The sequence below is a fragment of the Enterobacter sp. J49 genome (assembly GCF_002148625.1).
GTDB lineage: Bacteria > Pseudomonadota > Gammaproteobacteria > Enterobacterales > Enterobacteriaceae > Enterobacter > Enterobacter ludwigii.
Map to the genome: position 1 here is coordinate 34065 of NZ_MWPY01000023.1, position 15748 is coordinate 49812.

Below are 15748 nucleotides of genomic sequence, written 5' to 3' on the forward strand. Positions count from 1 at the left end.
GATGCCATTGATTTCTCTTGCCGACGGTCTTGAGCACGCCAGGAAACACCGCTACGCGCTCGGCGCGTTTAACGTTCTCGACTCCCATTTTTTGCGCGCGCTGTTTGCTGCCGCGAAACAGGAACGCTCGCCGTTTATCATTAATATTGCGGAAATCCACTTTAAGTATGTCTCCCTGGAGTCGCTGGTCGAAGCGGTCAGGTTTGAAGCCGCCCGTCATGATATTCCGGTGGTGCTCAATCTCGATCACGGCCTGCATTTCGAGGCGGTGGTACGTGCGCTGCGCGTAGGCTTCAGCTCCGTGATGTTTGATGGCTCCACCCTGAGCTACGAAGAAAACATTCGCCAGACGCGGGAGGTGGTGAAGATGTGCCACGCGGTTGGCGTATCGGTAGAAGCGGAGCTGGGTGCGGTAGGCGGTGACGAAGGTGGCGCGTTGTATGGCCATGCGGATGAAGCGTTGTTTACGGACCCGCTGCGGGCGCGCGAGTTTGTCGATGCCACCGGCATTGATGCGCTAGCGGTCGCCATTGGCAACGCGCACGGTAAATACAAAGGCGAGCCAAAACTCGATTTCCCTCGTCTGGACGCCATTCGCCAGCAGACCGGCCTGCCGTTGGTCTTACACGGCGGCTCCGGCATCAGCGATGCCGATTTTCGTCGCGCCATCGAACTGGGGATCCATAAAATCAACTTTTATACCGGCATGTCACAGGCCGCGCTCTCTGCCGTTGAGCAACGGATGGCAAAACGTCAGCCTCTGTACGATGAATTTGCAGAACTGTTGCTGGGCATAGAGGAGGCGATTACCGATACGGTCGCCGCGCAAATGCGCATCTTTGGCAGCGCGGGGCAGGCATAATGGAACGTAAAGGGATTATCGCCGCCGGCAATATGCTGGTGGATCATGTCCACCAGATTGTGCAATGGCCGGAGCGCGGCTGGCTGGCGGAAATTACCCACAGCGAACGTTCAACCGGCGGTGCGCCGCTGAACGTCCTGCTGACGCTGGCCAAAATGCACGTTGGCCTGCCGCTGCAGGCCGTCGGCCTGATTGGCGAAGATAGCGACGGCGATTACATCCTGGCGATGCTCGACCAGTATCACGTCAACCGCCAGCGGGTGCAGCGCACGACCTTTGCGCCAACCTCTATGTCGCAGGTTATGACCGACCCCAGCGGGCAGCGCACTTTTTTCCACTCCCCGGGCGCCAACCGTCTTCTGGATCTGCCCGCCTTCGACCGCCTCGACGGCGCGATGAAGATTTTCCACCTCGGCTACCTGTTACTGCTCGACAGCCTGGATATGCCCGATGACGAGTACGGCACCCGCAGCGCACGGCTGCTGGCCCAGATGCGCGATCAGGGGTATGAAACCTCGCTCGATCTGGTCTCGCGAAAGGGTGACCCTCGCTATCAGCCGCTGGTTCTCCCTGCCCTGCGCCATCTTGATTATCTGGTCATCAACGAACTGGAAGCCGGCGAGTTTAGCGGGCTGGAGATGCGCGACGAGAACGATGCCCCGCACATTGCCCATATCGCGGAAGCCGCCTCACAGCTTCTGGCGGCTGGCGTGCGTCAGCGGGTGGTGATCCACTGTCCGGAAGGGGCGTGGGGGTTAACACCGGACGATGAAGGGCGCTGGATCCCCTCCTGGTTGCTGGAGCGGGAAGAGATTATCGGCAGCGTCGGGGCGGGTGATGCCTTCTGCGCAGGCTTCTTATACGGCTGCCATGAAGCATTGCCGCTGGTCGAGAGTATTTACCTGGCCCATGCCTGCGCGCGGGCAAGCCTGCTGGCTGCGAACGCCATTGATGGGGCAAAAACGCTGGCCGAGCTGCAGCTGTTTATTAAAGAGAATATTTAAGCCGCTTTCTCGCTGTGAGACACATCGGCAGCAAAGACGTAGCCCAGCCCACGGACGGTTTTAATGAGTACGGGCTGATGCGGGTTGGCTTCTATTTTACGGCGCAGGCGCATGATCAACACATCGATTGTGCGGTCGAACACCTCGGCACTTTCGCTGTGCGTCAGCTCGAGCAGTTGTTCCCGGCTGAGCACCCGCCGGGCGTTCTGGGTGAGCGCCAGCAGCAGACCATATTCTCCCTGGGTCAACGGTACAGGGTTACGCTGCGGATCGCTGAGTTCACAGCGGGAGGTATCCAGCGTCCAGCCATTGAACGTCACGCCCGCCACGCGTGGCACCGGGGTGTCTGCGGCCAGCGCCCCGGTACGGCGAAGCACGGCTTTAACCCGGGCAACCACCACGCGCGGGTTAAACGGTTTGCCAATATAATCGTCGGCCCCCATCTCCAGCCCCACCACCACGTCTGACTCACTGCCCAGCCCGGTCAGCATCACCACCGGCAGCTCCGGACGTTGCTTTTGCAGGTGCAGTAATACCTGCAGGCCGTTGATATCCGGCAGCATCATATCCAGCAGGACAAGGGCAATGTGTGGCTCATGCTGAACCAGACTCAGCGCGTCCTGGCCGTTATGGCAGACGAGCACGCTAAAGACGTGCTCACTCAGCACATCCTGCAGCAGCTCGCAAACTGCGGTATCGTCATCAACCACCAGAATCGCCGGTTTCATCGCATGCTTCCATCAGGGGATTATGTTAAGTCTGAACTATTCTGCCGTCGGCTCCAGCCAATTTGACTTTTACATGACGGAATTACAACCCATGTCACATCCACTGCCCATTCGACACGTCAATTTTGACGATTGGCTGTTTTTCGTCAGGGTTTTGCCCCTCTGTTGGCCGTAAAGTCTGCTGATACCCACAATAAAAACATGGCATAGAAGCTGCATAGTGGGGCGTAAGCATTGATTAACTGGAGCAGACTGATGAAAAAAGTCGTCACGGTTTGCCCTTATTGTGCCTCGGGTTGCAAGATCAACCTGGTGGTCGATAACGGCAAAATCGTCCGGGCGGAGGCCGCCCAGGGGAAAACCAACCAGGGCACGCTGTGCCTGAAAGGCTACTACGGCTGGGATTTTATTAACGATACCCAAATCCTTACCCCACGCCTGAAAACCCCTATGATCCGCCGCGAGCGCGGTGGCAAGCTGGAAGCCGTCTCCTGGAGCGAGGCGCTGGATTATGTCGCCACGCGCCTGAGCGCTATCAAAGCCAAGTATGGCCCGGATGCGATCCAGACTACCGGCTCTTCACGCGGTACCGGTAATGAAACCAACTATGTAATGCAAAAATTCGCGCGCGCCGTTATTGGTACCAATAACGTCGACTGCTGCGCTCGTGTCTGACACGGCCCATCGGTTGCAGGTCTGCACCAGTCGGTCGGTAACGGCGCTATGAGTAATGCGATTAACGAGATAGATAACACCGATCTCGTGTTTATTTTTGGCTATAACCCGGCGGATTCTCACCCTATCGTCGCGAACCACGTTATTCGCGCCAAACAGAATGGGGCGAAAATCATCGTCTGCGATCCGCGCAAAATTGAAACGGCACGTATTGCGGATATGCACATTGCACTGAAAAACGGCTCGAATATCGCGCTGTTGAATGCGATGGGCCACGTCATTATTGAGGAGAATCTGTACGACCAGGCGTTCGTCGCGACCCGTACGGAAGGGTTTGACGAGTATCGGAAAATTGTCGAAGGCTACACGCCGGAGTCCGTCGAAGCGATAACCGGCGTAAGCGCGCAAGAGATCCGCCAGGCAGCGCGGATGTACGCCGGGGCGAAAACCGCGGCCATTTTGTGGGGCATGGGCGTAACCCAGTTCTATCAGGGCGTGGAAACCGTACGCTCCCTGACAAGCCTCGCGATGCTGACCGGAAATCTGGGCAAACCGCATGTGGGCGTGAACCCGGTACGTGGTCAGAATAACGTGCAGGGTGCGTGTGACATGGGCGCACTGCCGGATACCTATCCGGGCTATCAGTACGTTAAGTTCCCGGAAAATCGTGAGAAATTCGCGAAGGCCTGGGGCGTGGAGAGCCTGCCGGAACATACCGGGTATCGCATCAGCGAGCTGCCGCACCGTGCGGCGCACGGTGAAGTGCGTGCCGCCTACATTATGGGTGAAGATCCGCTGCAGACCGACGCCGAGCTGTCAGCGGTGCGTAAAGGCTTTGAGGATCTCGAACTGGTGATTGTCCAGGACATCTTTATGACCAAAACCGCGGCGGCGGCGGATGTGATTTTACCGTCAACGTCATGGGGCGAGCATGAAGGTGTCTACACGGCGGCAGACCGCGGCTTCCAGCGCTTCTTCAAAGCGGTGGAGCCGAAGTGGGATCTGAAAACCGACTGGCAGATCATCAGCGAAATCGCCACCCGCATGGGTTATCCGATGCACTACAACAACACCCAGGAAATCTGGGACGAGTTGCGCAAACTGTGTCCGGACTTCACCGGTGCCACCTATGAGAAAATGGGTGAGCTGGGGTATATCCAGTGGCCATGCCGCGATGAGTCAGAGGCCGATCAGGGCACGTCGTATCTCTTTAAAGAGAAGTTCGACACCCCGAACGGACTGGCGCAGTTCTTCACCTGCGACTGGGTCGCGCCAATCGATAAACTCACCGATGAGTATCCGATGGTGCTCTCTACCGTGCGTGAAGTGGGCCACTACTCCTGTCGCTCAATGACCGGTAACTGTGCTGCGCTGGCGGCACTGGCGGATGAACCGGGCTATGCGCAGATCAATACCGCTGACGCAGAGCGTCTGGGCATTGAAGATGAAGCCCTGATCTGGGTGCACTCGCGTAAAGGACGCATCATTACCCGTGCGCAGGTCAGCGACCGACCTAACAAAGGGGCGGTCTATATGACCTACCAGTGGTGGATTGGTGCCTGCAACGAACTGGTGACGGAGAACTTAAGCCCGATAACCAAAACGCCGGAGTATAAGTACTGCGCCGTACGCGTGGAGCCGATTGCTGACCAGCACGCCGCGGAACAGTATGTGATTGACGAATATAGCAAGCTGAAAGCCAGACTGCGTGAAAGCGCGTTGGGTTAATGCTGTTAATTAATCGATGAATAAAAGGGGGTGACCTATTCACCCCTTTTTTATTTCTTAATAAGCTATTTATATTATCAATATATATTGTGCACGCTGCCCCGCAGCAATAATGTCATTAGCACCGAAATAAATACCCGGCTTTGTATTTTAATTCAGTGAGAGAATCTCCCCCGCGAGCGTCTAATGCCCTCTTTCACAAGCATTATTGTGAGACGAAACGCGGCGGGCACCGGGAAATGTTCATTCACCTTTACCGCGCCCGTTTTTTTCTTCTGCGACGACGATTATACTGCGCGGCGTGTACCCAGATGATAAGAATCCATGAAATCAATTTTTCTGATGTTGTTATTTTTTACGTCACTCGTCCACGCGGATGAGATTGGCAGCCAGTACAAGCAACAGGCGGAAGCGGGTGACGCCCGCGCCCAGTATTACCTTGCCGATACCTACTTCAGTTCCGGCGACAGCAAGCAGGCCGCGCAGTGGGCAGAGAAAGCAGCAAAAGGGGGCGATGTCGACGCCATGGCGTTGTTATCGCAAATCCAGTTTACACAGGGCGATTACGCGCAGGCCAAAGCGCTGGCGCAGCAGGCCACTATCGCCGGCAGTAAACGCGGCGCAATTATGCTGGCACGCGTGCTGGTCAACACCCAGGCAGGGAAAACCGACTACCCACAGGCCATCGCACTGCTGCAAACGGCAACCGAAGATATCGACAACGATTCCGCGGTGGATGCGCAAATGCTGCTGGGGATGATTTATGCCAACGGCGTTGAGGTGGCGCAGGACGACGTCAAAGCCGCGTCGTGGTTCAAACGCAGCTCCTCCCTTTCGCGTACGGGTTACGCGGAGTACTGGGCCGGAATGCTGTTCCAGCAGGGCGAGAAAGGCTTTATAACGCCGAATAAGCAGAAAGCGCTCTACTGGCTGAACCTGAGCTGTACCGAAGGGTTTGATACGGGATGTGAAGAATTTGACGCGTTGAGTGGGGAGTAAAGCCTCTTACACGGCCCTCTCTTTTGGACAGAGAGGGAATGCGAAAAGGCCGGGTTAACCCCGGCCTTTTTATTTTACTGGTCTGCGGTCTTATCAAAACGACCCAGCACTTCGCGTTCATACGCCAGCGCTTTTTTACGGTCGAATTTGTGCTCCCACTTAGCGATAACCAGCACCGCCAGGGCGTTACCCACCACGTTCAGCGCCGTACGCGCCATGTCGAGGATACGGTCGACACCGGCGATAAACGCCAGACCTTCCAGCGGGATCCCTACGCTGCCCAGGGTTGCCAGCAGCACGACAAAGGAGACGCCAGGTACGCCTGCGATGCCTTTTGAGGTCACCATCAGGGTCAGCACCAGCACGATCTCCTGCCACAGAGACAGGTCAATGCCGTACAGCTGAGCAATAAAGATAGCCGCAATACTCTGGTACAGCGTTGAGCCGTCCAGGTTAAAGGAGTAGCCGGTTGGCACCACAAAGCTGGTAATCGATGCCGGCGCGCCGTAGGCCTCCATCTTCTCGATAATACGCGGCAGTACGCTTTCAGAGCTTGCCGTGGAGTACGCCAGAATCAACTCATCTTTGAGAATACGGATCAGGATCCAGATGCTCAGCCCACACAGGCGCGCCACAATTCCCAGTACCACCAGCGCGAAGAACAGGATGGCGAAGTGAACCAGAATCACCAGCTTCGCCAGCGGCCACAGAGAGGCGAAACCGAAGTTCGCCACGGTTACCGCGATAAGCGCAAACACCCCAACCGGCGCGTAGCGCATCACCATGTGAGTCACTTTGAACATGGTTTCAGAAATTGAGCGGAACACGGTGACCAGCGGTTCACGGTGCGTGGCAGGCAGGGAGGAAAGACCCAGACCAAACAACACCGAAAAGAAGATGATCGGCAGCATCTCGCCCTTCGCCATGGAAGCCACGATGTTGGTCGGCACCAGCGAAAGGATGGTTCCCATCAGGCCATGCGCGTGGCTCTGTACTTCAGCGGTAGTGCTTTGATATTTCGAAATATCCACCGTCGCCAGCTGCGACATATCGATCCCGGATCCTGGCTGGAACACGTTCGCCAGTGTGATGCCCAGAATGATGGCAATCGTCGTGATCACTTCGAAATAAAGAATTGTCTTCGCGCCGATACGGCCTAACTGTTTTGCATCCCCCACACCGGCAATGCCGACGACCAGCGTTGAGATAACAATCGGTACGACAATCATCTTGATCAGATGAATAAAGATATCTCCTGCCGGGGAGAGCAGGTTCGCAATCAGCCACTCGCGGCTGTCGCTGTGATAATGCAGGTAGCTACCCAGCAGGATACCCAGCACAAGGGCTAGCAAGATTTGCCAGGCCAGGCTGACTTTAACGTTTTTCATAGAAACTGACTTCCTCAATGAAGCGCCCTATTCACATAAACTGCATGAATATGGATACATACTGAAAGGGTATGAATTGTGTTGCGTTGGTTTATGGGATTTTTTAACGCGGCGTATGAGTATCATTTGCGCGGCATGTTGCGCAAGCCTTAAAGAACGGCACATTTCGCTGCAAAAAGCGGTCATGACGTGAGTTTGTCACAATTCCCATCAATAACTTTTTGTTATAAAAAGGCTTTTTTAATCGAAATTGTGAATAATCGGCACGGTGAATTATTTTCCTTCAAAGTTTCATTCGCTCATTTTTCATACTCTTCAAACAATGCGTGATCTGTAGCCCAAATAATAAACAAAGCTTGTAAAGCCCCTACTATTAACGTTTTTGCGACATATTATTAACATCTTACAAGGAGAAAAAAAGCCATGAGCCAAGTACATAAACACGACATTCCCGCAAATATTGCGGACCGTTGCCTGATAAACCCGGAGCAGTACCACGAGAAGTATCAGCAATCCGTCTCCAGCCCGGACGTCTTCTGGGGTGAGCAGGGCCATATTCTTGACTGGATTAAACCTTATCAGAAGGTGAAGAACACCTCCTTTGCGCCCGGCAACGTCTCCATTAAATGGTACGAAGACGGCACGCTGAACCTGGCAGCAAACTGTCTTGACCGCCACCTTGCCGAACGCGGTAATGAAACGGCCATTATCTGGGAGGGTGACGACGCCTCTCAAAGCAAACACATTACATATAAAGAACTGCACCGCGACGTGTGCCGCTTTGCCAACGTTCTGCTGGAAAGGGGCATTAAAAAAGGCGACGTAGTGGCTATCTATATGCCAATGGTGCCTGAAGCGGCGGTAGCCATGCTGGCCTGCGCGCGTATCGGTGCGATTCACTCGGTGATTTTTGGCGGCTTCTCACCGGAAGCGGTAGCCGGACGTATTGTCGATTCCAGCTCGAAACTGGTGATCACGGCCGATGAAGGCGTGCGCGCTGGCCGTGGCATTCCCCTGAAGAAAAACGTCGATGAAGCGCTGAAAAATCCGAACGTGAAAACTGTCAGCAACGTCATCGTTCTCAAGCGTACCGGCGGCAAGATCGACTGGAACGAAGGACGCGACCTGTGGTGGAGCGATCTGATTGAAAAAGCCAGCGACCAACATCAGCCGGAAGAGATGAACGCGGAAGACCCGCTGTTTATTCTTTACACCTCCGGCTCAACCGGCAAACCGAAAGGCGTGTTGCACACCACCGGCGGCTATCTGGTCTATGCCGCTACCACCTTCAAGTACGTATTCGACTACCATCCGGGCGACATTTACTGGTGTACTGCCGACGTGGGTTGGGTCACCGGTCACAGCTACCTGCTTTACGGCCCGCTGGCCTGTGGTGCCACTACGCTGATGTTTGAAGGCGTACCGAACTGGCCAACGCCGGCGCGCATGTGTCAGGTGGTCGATAAACACAAAGTCAATATTCTCTATACCGCCCCAACGGCGATCCGCGCATTAATGGCGGAAGGCGATAAGGCCATTGAAGGCACTGACCGCTCTTCGCTGCGCATCCTCGGTTCCGTTGGCGAGCCCATCAACCCGGAAGCCTGGGAGTGGTACTGGAAGAAAATCGGCAACGAAAAATGTCCGGTAATGGACACCTGGTGGCAGACCGAAACCGGCGGCTTTATGATCACCCCTATGCCGGGTGCGACGCAGTTAAAAGCCGGTTCAGCAACTCAACCGTTCTTCGGCGTACAACCTGCGCTGGTGGATAACGAAGGCAATCCGCTGGACGGAGCCACCGAAGGCAATCTGGTGATCACCGATTCCTGGCCGGGCCAGGCGCGTACCCTGTTCGGCGATCACGAGCGCTTCGAGCAGACCTACTTCTCGACCTTTAAAAATATGTACTTTAGCGGTGACGGCGCCCGGCGTGACGAGGACGGTTATTACTGGATAACCGGGCGCGTGGACGACGTGCTGAACGTCTCCGGCCACCGTCTGGGTACCGCGGAGATTGAATCCGCGCTGGTATCTCATCCGAAGATCGCCGAAGCCGCCGTCGTCGGGATCCCACACAACATTAAAGGCCAGGCGATTTATGCCTACGTCACGCTGAATCATGGCGAAGAGCCGTCACCAGAACTGTATGCCGAGGTGCGCAACTGGGTACGTAAAGAGATTGGCCCGCTTGCCACGCCGGACGTGCTGCACTGGACCGACTCTCTGCCGAAAACCCGCTCAGGCAAAATTATGCGCCGCATATTGCGCAAAATCGCAGCCGGTGACACCAGCAACCTCGGTGATACCTCAACGCTTGCCGATCCTGGCGTGGTGGAAAAACTGCTCGAAGAGAAGCAGTCCATCGCAATGCCATCGTAACGCGATCTCCCCTCTCCCCCCCGGGAGAGGGAATAAAAAAACCTCCCCTATAAATACTTCTGGAGACCTCTGATGAATAACGATATTTGTCAGCAGATAGAGAATAGTGCGCACTACAGGGAGCTCGTGGATAAACGGCAACGGTTTGCCTTCTTACTTTCCATCATCATGCTGATTATTTACGTCGGCTTTATTCTGCTGATTGCCTTTGCCCCACACTGGCTCGGTACGCCGCTGCACGCGGGCACCAGCGTCACGCGCGGAATTCCGATTGGGATTGGCGTGATAATCATTTCGTTTGTGCTGACCGGCGTGTACGTCTGGCGCGCCAATGGCGAATTCGATCGTCTTAACAGAGCAGTCCTGGCAGAGGTAAAAGCATCATGAAGAGAGTCCTGACGGCGCTTGCCGCCACACTTCCCTTTGCCGCCAACGCCGCTGATGCCATCACCGGCGAGGTACAGCGCCAGCCAACCAACTGGCAGGCGATTATCATGTTCCTGATTTTCGTGCTGCTGACGCTGTACATCACGTACTGGGCCTCGAAACGCGTGCGCTCCCGTAATGATTACTACACCGCAGGCGGCAACATTACCGGTTTTCAGAACGGGCTGGCAATTGCAGGCGACTTTATGTCCGCTGCCTCCTTCCTCGGTATCTCCGCGCTGGTATACACCTCCGGCTACGATGGTCTGATTTACTCCCTCGGCTTCCTCGTGGGCTGGCCGATTATTTTGTTCCTGATCGCAGAACGCTTGCGCAACCTGGGCCGCTATACCTTCGCAGACGTGGCCTCCTACCGGCTGAAGCAGGGGCCGATTCGTACCCTCTCCGCCTGCGGCTCGCTGGTGGTGGTCGCGCTGTATCTGATTGCGCAGATGGTCGGCGCGGGTAAATTGATCGAACTGCTGTTCGGCCTGAACTACCACATCGCGGTGGTGCTGGTGGGTGTGCTGATGGTGATGTACGTCCTGTTCGGCGGCATGCTGGCCACGACCTGGGTGCAAATCATCAAAGCGGTTCTGCTGCTGTTCGGCGCCAGCTTTATGGCCTTTATGGTCATGAAACACGTCGGGTTCAGCTTCAATAATCTGTTCACTGAAGCGATGGCGGTACACCCGAAAGGGGAAGCGATCATGAGCCCTGGCGGGCTGGTGAAAGACCCTATTTCTGCGCTTTCGCTCGGTCTGGGTCTGATGTTTGGTACGGCTGGCTTGCCACACATCCTGATGCGTTTCTTCACCGTGAGCGATGCGCGTGAAGCGCGCAAAAGCGTCTTCTACGCCACAGGCTTTATGGGTTACTTCTACATCCTGACCTTTATCATCGGTTTTGGCGCCATCATGCTGGTGGGGGCGAATCCGGCGTTTAAAGACGCGGCGGGCGGGCTGATTGGCGGTAACAACATGGCGGCAGTGCATCTGGCCGACGCGGTAGGCGGTAACCTGTTCCTTGGCTTTATCTCGGCCGTGGCCTTCGCCACCATCCTCGCGGTGGTTGCCGGGCTGACGCTGGCGGGCGCGTCTGCGGTATCGCACGACCTCTATGCCAACGTTATCCGCAAAGGGGCAAGCGAACGTGATGAGCTGAAAGTCTCGAAAATCACCGTGCTGGTGCTGGGCGTGGTCGCTATTCTGCTGGGGATTTTGTTCGAGAAGCAGAACATCGCCTTTATGGTGGGGCTGGCTTTCTCCATTGCGGCAAGCTGTAACTTCCCTATCATCCTGCTCTCCATGTACTGGTCAAAACTGACCACCCGTGGGGCGATGATTGGCGGCTGGCTGGGGCTTTTGACGGCCGTGATTCTGATGGTCCTTGGCCCGACGATTTGGGTACAGATCCTCGGTCACGAAAGCGCTATCTTCCCGTATGAATACCCGGCGCTGTTCTCCATTGCCGTGGCGTTTATTGGTATCTGGATCTTCTCCGCGACCGATAACTCGCCGGAAGGTAACCTGGAGCGTGAGAAATTCCGCGCCCAGTTTATCCGCTCACAAACGGGTCTGGGCGTCGAGCAAGGCCGCGCGCACTAACCTCGTCTCCCCGGCCTTTCCGGCCGGGGAAATCAGAACATCACCCACGCCACCAGCGGTGCAATCAATACCATCACCACGCCAGAGAGCATCATCACCAGGCTTGCCACCACCCCTTCCTGCTGCCCAAGTTCATACGAACGTGCCGTTCCCGCACCGTGCGATGCCGCGCCAAATCCCGCCCCTTTCGCCATTCCTTCACGGATCGACAGCCGCAAAAAAAGCATGTCGCCAACCGCCATCCCGAAGACGCCCGTCACGACCACAAATAGCGCGACCAGATCCGGCTGTCCGCCGAGCGGCTTGGCCGCGGCCAGCGCAAACGGGGTGGTGACCGAACGGACGGCCAGGCTGCGCTGAATTTCATCGGGCAGCGTAAACAGCCGTGCCAGCCAGACGGAACTGCAGACCGCCACCACCGTGGCCGTGATCACGCCAGCGCTGAGCGACATCCAGTGGCGTTTGATGATCGCCAGGTTGTCATACACCGGTACCGCAAAGGCAATGGTCGCAGGCCCCAGTAGCCACAGCAGCCAGTGGGATTCCCCAATGTAGTTCTGCCAGGAGATATGCCCGAAGACCAGCATCAGGACCAGCAGGATCGGCGTGAAGACCAGCGGCATCAGCGGCAGCGCGTGAAAACGGCGATACAGGCGTTTATTGGCAAAGTAGATCGCCAGAGTGGCAATCAGGCACAACACGCTTATCTGGAAGTTAGTCATGCTTTTGCCTGCTGATTTCAAACCGATACACTTTATCAACCACCCAGGCGGTGGCCCCCAGCACCATCAGCGTGCTCAGCGCAATGACCGCGAAGATGCGCCAGCCATCTACCCTCAGCAGTTGCGCATAGTTCACCACCGCGACCACGGCAGGCACAAAGAACAGCAGCATTTCCGCCAGCAGCCAGCGCGCGCCGGCGCGTACCCAGTTGAGGGGGATAACGCGACAGAGGATAAGCGTCAGCATCAGCACCATTCCGACCAGGTTGGCAGGCAGCGGCAGATGCAACCAGTTGACAAGATATTCAGCGAAAACAAACAGTCCCGCATAAAGCAGTACCTGAACCGGTACCTGAAGTCGTTGCACAACGGCAGGCGTAACACGGCTTAACGCCACGGCCATGGGGGTTTTCCTCAAAAATGAGACGAGGCGCCAGTATAGTGAGCGCACGTAATGGACTGAAATGAATTAAAATCATCAAAGGCATAGTTCCGAGGAATAATCATGGACATAAGAACGCTGCGCTATTTTGTCGAAGTGGTTCGTCAGCAAAGTTTTACCCGCGCAGCGGAGAAGTTGTTTGTCACCCAACCCACCATCAGCAAGATGCTGAAAAACCTCGAAGATGAACTGAACTGCACCCTGCTTATCCGCGACGGACGCAAGCTGCTGCTGACCGATACCGGGCGGGTCGTCTTTGAACGCGGGCTGGCGATCCTGGCGGAGTTCCGCCAGCTGGAAGCGGAGCTTGGCGATATCAATCACCTGACAAAAGGGCTGCTGCGCCTCGGCATCCCGCCGATGGTTGGGATGATGATGGCCGGCCCCATCAGCCTGTTTCGCCAGCGTTATCCCGGCGTTGAGCTGAAAATTTCCGAGTTTGGCGGCTTAACGGTTCAACAGGCGGTCACCAACGGCGAGCTGGATGTCGCCATGACCGCCCTCCCCGTGGAGGAAGAGAGCGGTCTGGCGACGCTGCCGCTCTTTAGCCACCCGCTGTGCGTGCTGGTCCCCCGCTCTGGTGACTGGCTGAAGGTCGACACGGTGAAACCCGAACGGCTCGGTGAACACCCGCTGCTGATTTACAACGAAGATTTCGCCCTCAGCCGCCAGCTGATGGCGCTGTTTAATCAACACAACGTGAAGCCGCGCATTGCGGTGCGCAGCGGGCAGTGGGATTTCCTGGCCGCGATGGTGCAGGCTGGCGTCGGCATTGCGATATTGCCGCAGCCGATTTGCGAACGGCTCGATAAAAACACCCTGCGCTGGATCCCGCTGGAAAGCGATTTGCACTGGCAGTTAGGGATGATTTGGCGCGAAGGGGTTTATTTATCGCACAGCGCGCAGGCGTGGCTGAAATGCTGTGAAGGGTTTTGGGTTCCCTGACCCTCTCCGGGCGGAGAGGGTCAGGGTGAGGGCATCAGCCCGCACGGGCTACTGATTCTCTATCAGCAAGGCTTCCAGCAAATCCAGATCGTGCAGCAGTTTTTGCAGCGTCTCATTGCTGATTTGCCGCGTGGCGCGCAGGTGGTACAGCTCCGCACGCTCTGAGCGCAGCGCCGCCAGACGGAACCGGCGCTCCAGGTTCTCCTCCTGCAGCGAACTTTCCACATCGTTGCGGCCATCGGCACGACGACGCAGGTTACCAATCACGCGCGAGCTCACTTCAGTCAGCAGCTGGTTGTCGATGTTCTCTTCCGTGTCCGCCGCAAGACGTTCTTCCATCTTCTGAATGGCCACAATCGCCACTTCGGCGGTCGCCGCGCGGGCAATACGCTCCTCTTTATGCTGCTGAGTCGAGTCACCCGTCTCAATATGCTGCAGCAGAAGAGGCAGCATTATCACGCCGACAAACAGTGAGAACAGAATCACCCCTGCCGCCAGGAACACCAGTTCATAGCGCGCCGGGAAGACATCGCCCGTGGGCAGCAGCAGCGGAATGGACAGCACACCGGCAAGCGTAATCGCCCCGCGAACGCCAGCAAAAGAAGCAATCAGCAGCTCCCGCGTGGTCCACGAGCCGAACTCCATCGGTTTTTTCGTCAGGAAGCGCATGCTGAATTTTTTCATCGTCCACAGCCAGCCGAAACGCACCAGCATCAGCGCCATGTAGATCAGCACGATATCGGTGAACAACATCCACGTTTCGACGTTCGGGTCGGCCTCGGCCGCCACCAGCGAGGATTCCATGATGCCCGGCAACTGCAGGCCCAGGAGCAGGAACACCATCCCGTTAAAGACAAATTCCAGCATCGCCCAGGTGCTGTTCGCACGCAGGCGCATGGCCAGCGGCGCGCGGCGCATTACGCCGGAGCGGGTGATGGTCATCCCTGCCGCCACCGCCGCCAGAATGCCCGACACGCCGATATGCTCGGCAATCAGGTAAGAGGCAAACGGCAGAAGGAACAGCAGCACAATCTGTGTCGCCGGTTCATCGCCGCCCCAGCGGCTGAGGAAGCGCAGCGAACGACCATACAGCCAGCTCACCACAAACCCGGCCAGGATACCGCCAATCGCCACCTTGAAGAATTCCAGGGTCGCGCCGCCTACGGTAAAGATCATCGTGCCCATCGCGACGGCCACGGCAAATTTCAGGGCAACCAGGCCAGAGGCGTCATTCATCAGCGCCTCACCCTGTAAAATCCCCATGATTTTCTTCGGAATACGGCCTTCACCGACAATGCCGGACAACGCCACGGCATCGGTTGGTGACAGTACCGCGGCCAGCGCAAAGGCCGGAATTAACGGAATGCCCGGTACCGCCCAGTAGATCAGGAAGCCAATCCCAACCACCGTGACCACCACGAGCGCCAGCGCCAGACCTAATATCTCTCGCCCGTGTTCAAGGAATTCACGCGTGGGCGTTTTCCAGCCATCGGCAAACAGCAGCGGCGGAATAAACAACACGAGGAACAGTTCGGGATCGAACTCCACGTGCAGGCCAAACGTCGGCCACGCCAGCAGCGCGCCGATGGCAATTTGCATTAATGGCAGGGGGACCTGAAAGGGCAGTACGCGTGTGACTACCCCGGATAGCGAGACCACAAGAGTCATGATGAGTATTGTGAAGAAGATTTCCATGCGTTCCCTGTTTGCTGTGTTTCTTAAAAGCCAAACCTAAGGCGTCGTGCCTGTTATTCTATCTTCCCCAGAGTAACGCAAAAGACAACAGGATGAGTCCTGAAAATAAAAACGGGCGGCCTGAGCCACCCGTTTTCGCATCAAT

General features: G+C 56.4%; 13 protein-coding genes. 8 read left to right on the top strand and 5 right to left on the bottom strand.

The features are described 5' to 3' along the window. Position 1 precedes the first annotated feature (1 nt). Together BJP35_RS05040 and BJP35_RS05045 are read left to right on the top strand one after the other, a co-directional pair. Positions 2-862, top strand: coding sequence for a ketose 1,6-bisphosphate aldolase (locus BJP35_RS05040; protein WP_014168241.1), 861 nt, complete (start codon positions 2-4; stop codon positions 860-862). Further along, positions 859-1866 carry a carbohydrate kinase family protein gene (locus BJP35_RS05045; RefSeq protein WP_086462941.1) on the top strand — a complete coding sequence of 336 codons (1008 nt, stop codon included), beginning with the start codon at positions 859-861 and terminating at the stop codon, positions 1864-1866. The genes BJP35_RS05040 and BJP35_RS05045 overlap by 4 nt, the downstream gene beginning before the upstream one ends. Here BJP35_RS05045 and BJP35_RS05050 read toward each other — a convergent pair. Further along, a complete protein-coding gene (locus tag BJP35_RS05050; RefSeq protein WP_025206379.1) occupies positions 1863-2594 on the bottom strand; it encodes a response regulator in 732 nt (243 codons plus the stop codon). The two genes, BJP35_RS05045 and BJP35_RS05050, sit on opposite strands and share 4 nt — an antisense overlap. Positions 2595-2849: 255 nt before the next feature. Here BJP35_RS05050 and fdhF point away from each other — a divergent pair, with 255 nt between their 5' ends. Continuing rightward, positions 2850-4997 carry a formate dehydrogenase subunit alpha gene (fdhF, locus tag BJP35_RS05055; RefSeq protein ID WP_078774721.1) on the top strand — a complete coding sequence of 716 codons (2148 nt, stop codon included), beginning with the start codon at positions 2850-2852 and terminating at the stop codon, positions 4995-4997. 324 nt (positions 4998-5321) lie between these two features. Beyond that, a complete protein-coding gene (locus BJP35_RS05060; protein WP_014168236.1) occupies positions 5322-5996 on the top strand; it encodes a tetratricopeptide repeat protein in 675 nt (224 codons plus the stop codon). 74 nt (positions 5997-6070) lie between these two features. Here BJP35_RS05060 and gltP read toward each other — a convergent pair whose 3' ends face one another. Next, complete coding sequence (gltP, locus tag BJP35_RS05065) at positions 6071-7384, bottom strand: glutamate/aspartate:proton symporter GltP (RefSeq protein ID WP_013095082.1); 1314 nt, start codon at positions 7382-7384, stop codon at positions 6071-6073. A gap of 423 nt (positions 7385-7807) precedes the next feature. On the opposite strand from gltP, the gene acs reads away from it, so the two are divergent. From acs to actP, 3 genes are all read left to right on the top strand, one after another. Next, positions 7808-9766 (top strand): acetate--CoA ligase, encoded by a 1959-nt coding sequence (gene acs, locus BJP35_RS05070; protein ID WP_020882831.1) that lies wholly within the window; start codon positions 7808-7810, stop codon positions 9764-9766. A 72-nt stretch (positions 9767-9838) separates the two neighbouring features. After that, positions 9839-10153 carry a DUF485 domain-containing protein gene (locus tag BJP35_RS05075; RefSeq protein WP_014168233.1) on the top strand — a complete coding sequence of 105 codons (315 nt, stop codon included), beginning with the start codon at positions 9839-9841 and terminating at the stop codon, positions 10151-10153. Further along, positions 10150-11799: a cation/acetate symporter ActP gene (gene actP, locus BJP35_RS05080; RefSeq protein WP_025206383.1), complete on the top strand. Its 1650-nt coding sequence runs from the start codon at positions 10150-10152 to the stop codon at positions 11797-11799. The genes BJP35_RS05075 and actP overlap by 4 nt, the downstream gene beginning before the upstream one ends. Positions 11800-11831: 32 nt before the next feature. On the opposite strand, the gene BJP35_RS05085 is transcribed toward actP, so the two are convergent. Both BJP35_RS05085 and BJP35_RS05090 read right to left on the bottom strand, forming a co-directional pair. Further along, entirely contained in the window at positions 11832-12521 is a 690-nt protein-coding gene (locus BJP35_RS05085) for an LrgB family protein (RefSeq protein ID WP_023310063.1), read from the bottom strand. Continuing rightward, positions 12514-12924, bottom strand: coding sequence for a CidA/LrgA family protein (locus BJP35_RS05090; protein WP_032679393.1), 411 nt, complete (start codon positions 12922-12924; stop codon positions 12514-12516). The genes BJP35_RS05085 and BJP35_RS05090 overlap by 8 nt, the downstream gene beginning before the upstream one ends. 102 nt (positions 12925-13026) lie before the next feature. Here BJP35_RS05090 and BJP35_RS05095 point away from each other — a divergent pair, with 102 nt between their 5' ends. Beyond that, the gene (locus BJP35_RS05095; RefSeq protein ID WP_025206385.1) at positions 13027-13908 is read left to right on the top strand and encodes a LysR family transcriptional regulator; all 882 of its coding nucleotides are present in this window, start codon (positions 13027-13029) and stop codon (positions 13906-13908) included. Between the two features lie 48 nt (positions 13909-13956). Here the strand turns inward: BJP35_RS05095 and BJP35_RS05100 are convergent, their stop codons facing one another. Further along, a complete protein-coding gene (locus BJP35_RS05100; RefSeq protein ID WP_014168228.1) occupies positions 13957-15603 on the bottom strand; it encodes a Na+/H+ antiporter in 1647 nt (548 codons plus the stop codon). Between the last annotated feature and the right edge of the window lie 145 nt (positions 15604-15748).

Excerpts from the sequence above, each read along its gene's own strand:
- actP (WP_025206383.1), top strand. The coding sequence starts at position 10,150 with ATGAAGAGAGTCCTGACGGCGCTTGCCGCCACACTTCCCTTTGCCGCC.
- BJP35_RS05040 (WP_014168241.1), top strand. The coding sequence starts at position 2 with ATGCCATTGATTTCTCTTGCCGACGGTCTTGAGCACGCCAGGAAACAC.
- BJP35_RS05095 (WP_025206385.1), top strand. The coding sequence starts at position 13,027 with ATGGACATAAGAACGCTGCGCTATTTTGTCGAAGTGGTTCGTCAGCAA.
- BJP35_RS05100 (WP_014168228.1), bottom strand. The coding sequence starts at position 15,603 with ATGGAAATCTTCTTCACAATACTCATCATGACTCTTGTGGTCTCGCTA.
- BJP35_RS05090 (WP_032679393.1), bottom strand. The coding sequence starts at position 12,924 with ATGGCCGTGGCGTTAAGCCGTGTTACGCCTGCCGTTGTGCAACGACTT.
- BJP35_RS05050 (WP_025206379.1), bottom strand. The coding sequence starts at position 2,594 with ATGAAACCGGCGATTCTGGTGGTTGATGACGATACCGCAGTTTGCGAG.
- BJP35_RS05075 (WP_014168233.1), top strand. The coding sequence starts at position 9,839 with ATGAATAACGATATTTGTCAGCAGATAGAGAATAGTGCGCACTACAGG.
- BJP35_RS05085 (WP_023310063.1), bottom strand. The coding sequence starts at position 12,521 with ATGACTAACTTCCAGATAAGCGTGTTGTGCCTGATTGCCACTCTGGCG.
- acs (WP_020882831.1), top strand. The coding sequence starts at position 7,808 with ATGAGCCAAGTACATAAACACGACATTCCCGCAAATATTGCGGACCGT.
- BJP35_RS05060 (WP_014168236.1), top strand. The coding sequence starts at position 5,322 with ATGAAATCAATTTTTCTGATGTTGTTATTTTTTACGTCACTCGTCCAC.
- gltP (WP_013095082.1), bottom strand. The coding sequence starts at position 7,384 with ATGAAAAACGTTAAAGTCAGCCTGGCCTGGCAAATCTTGCTAGCCCTT.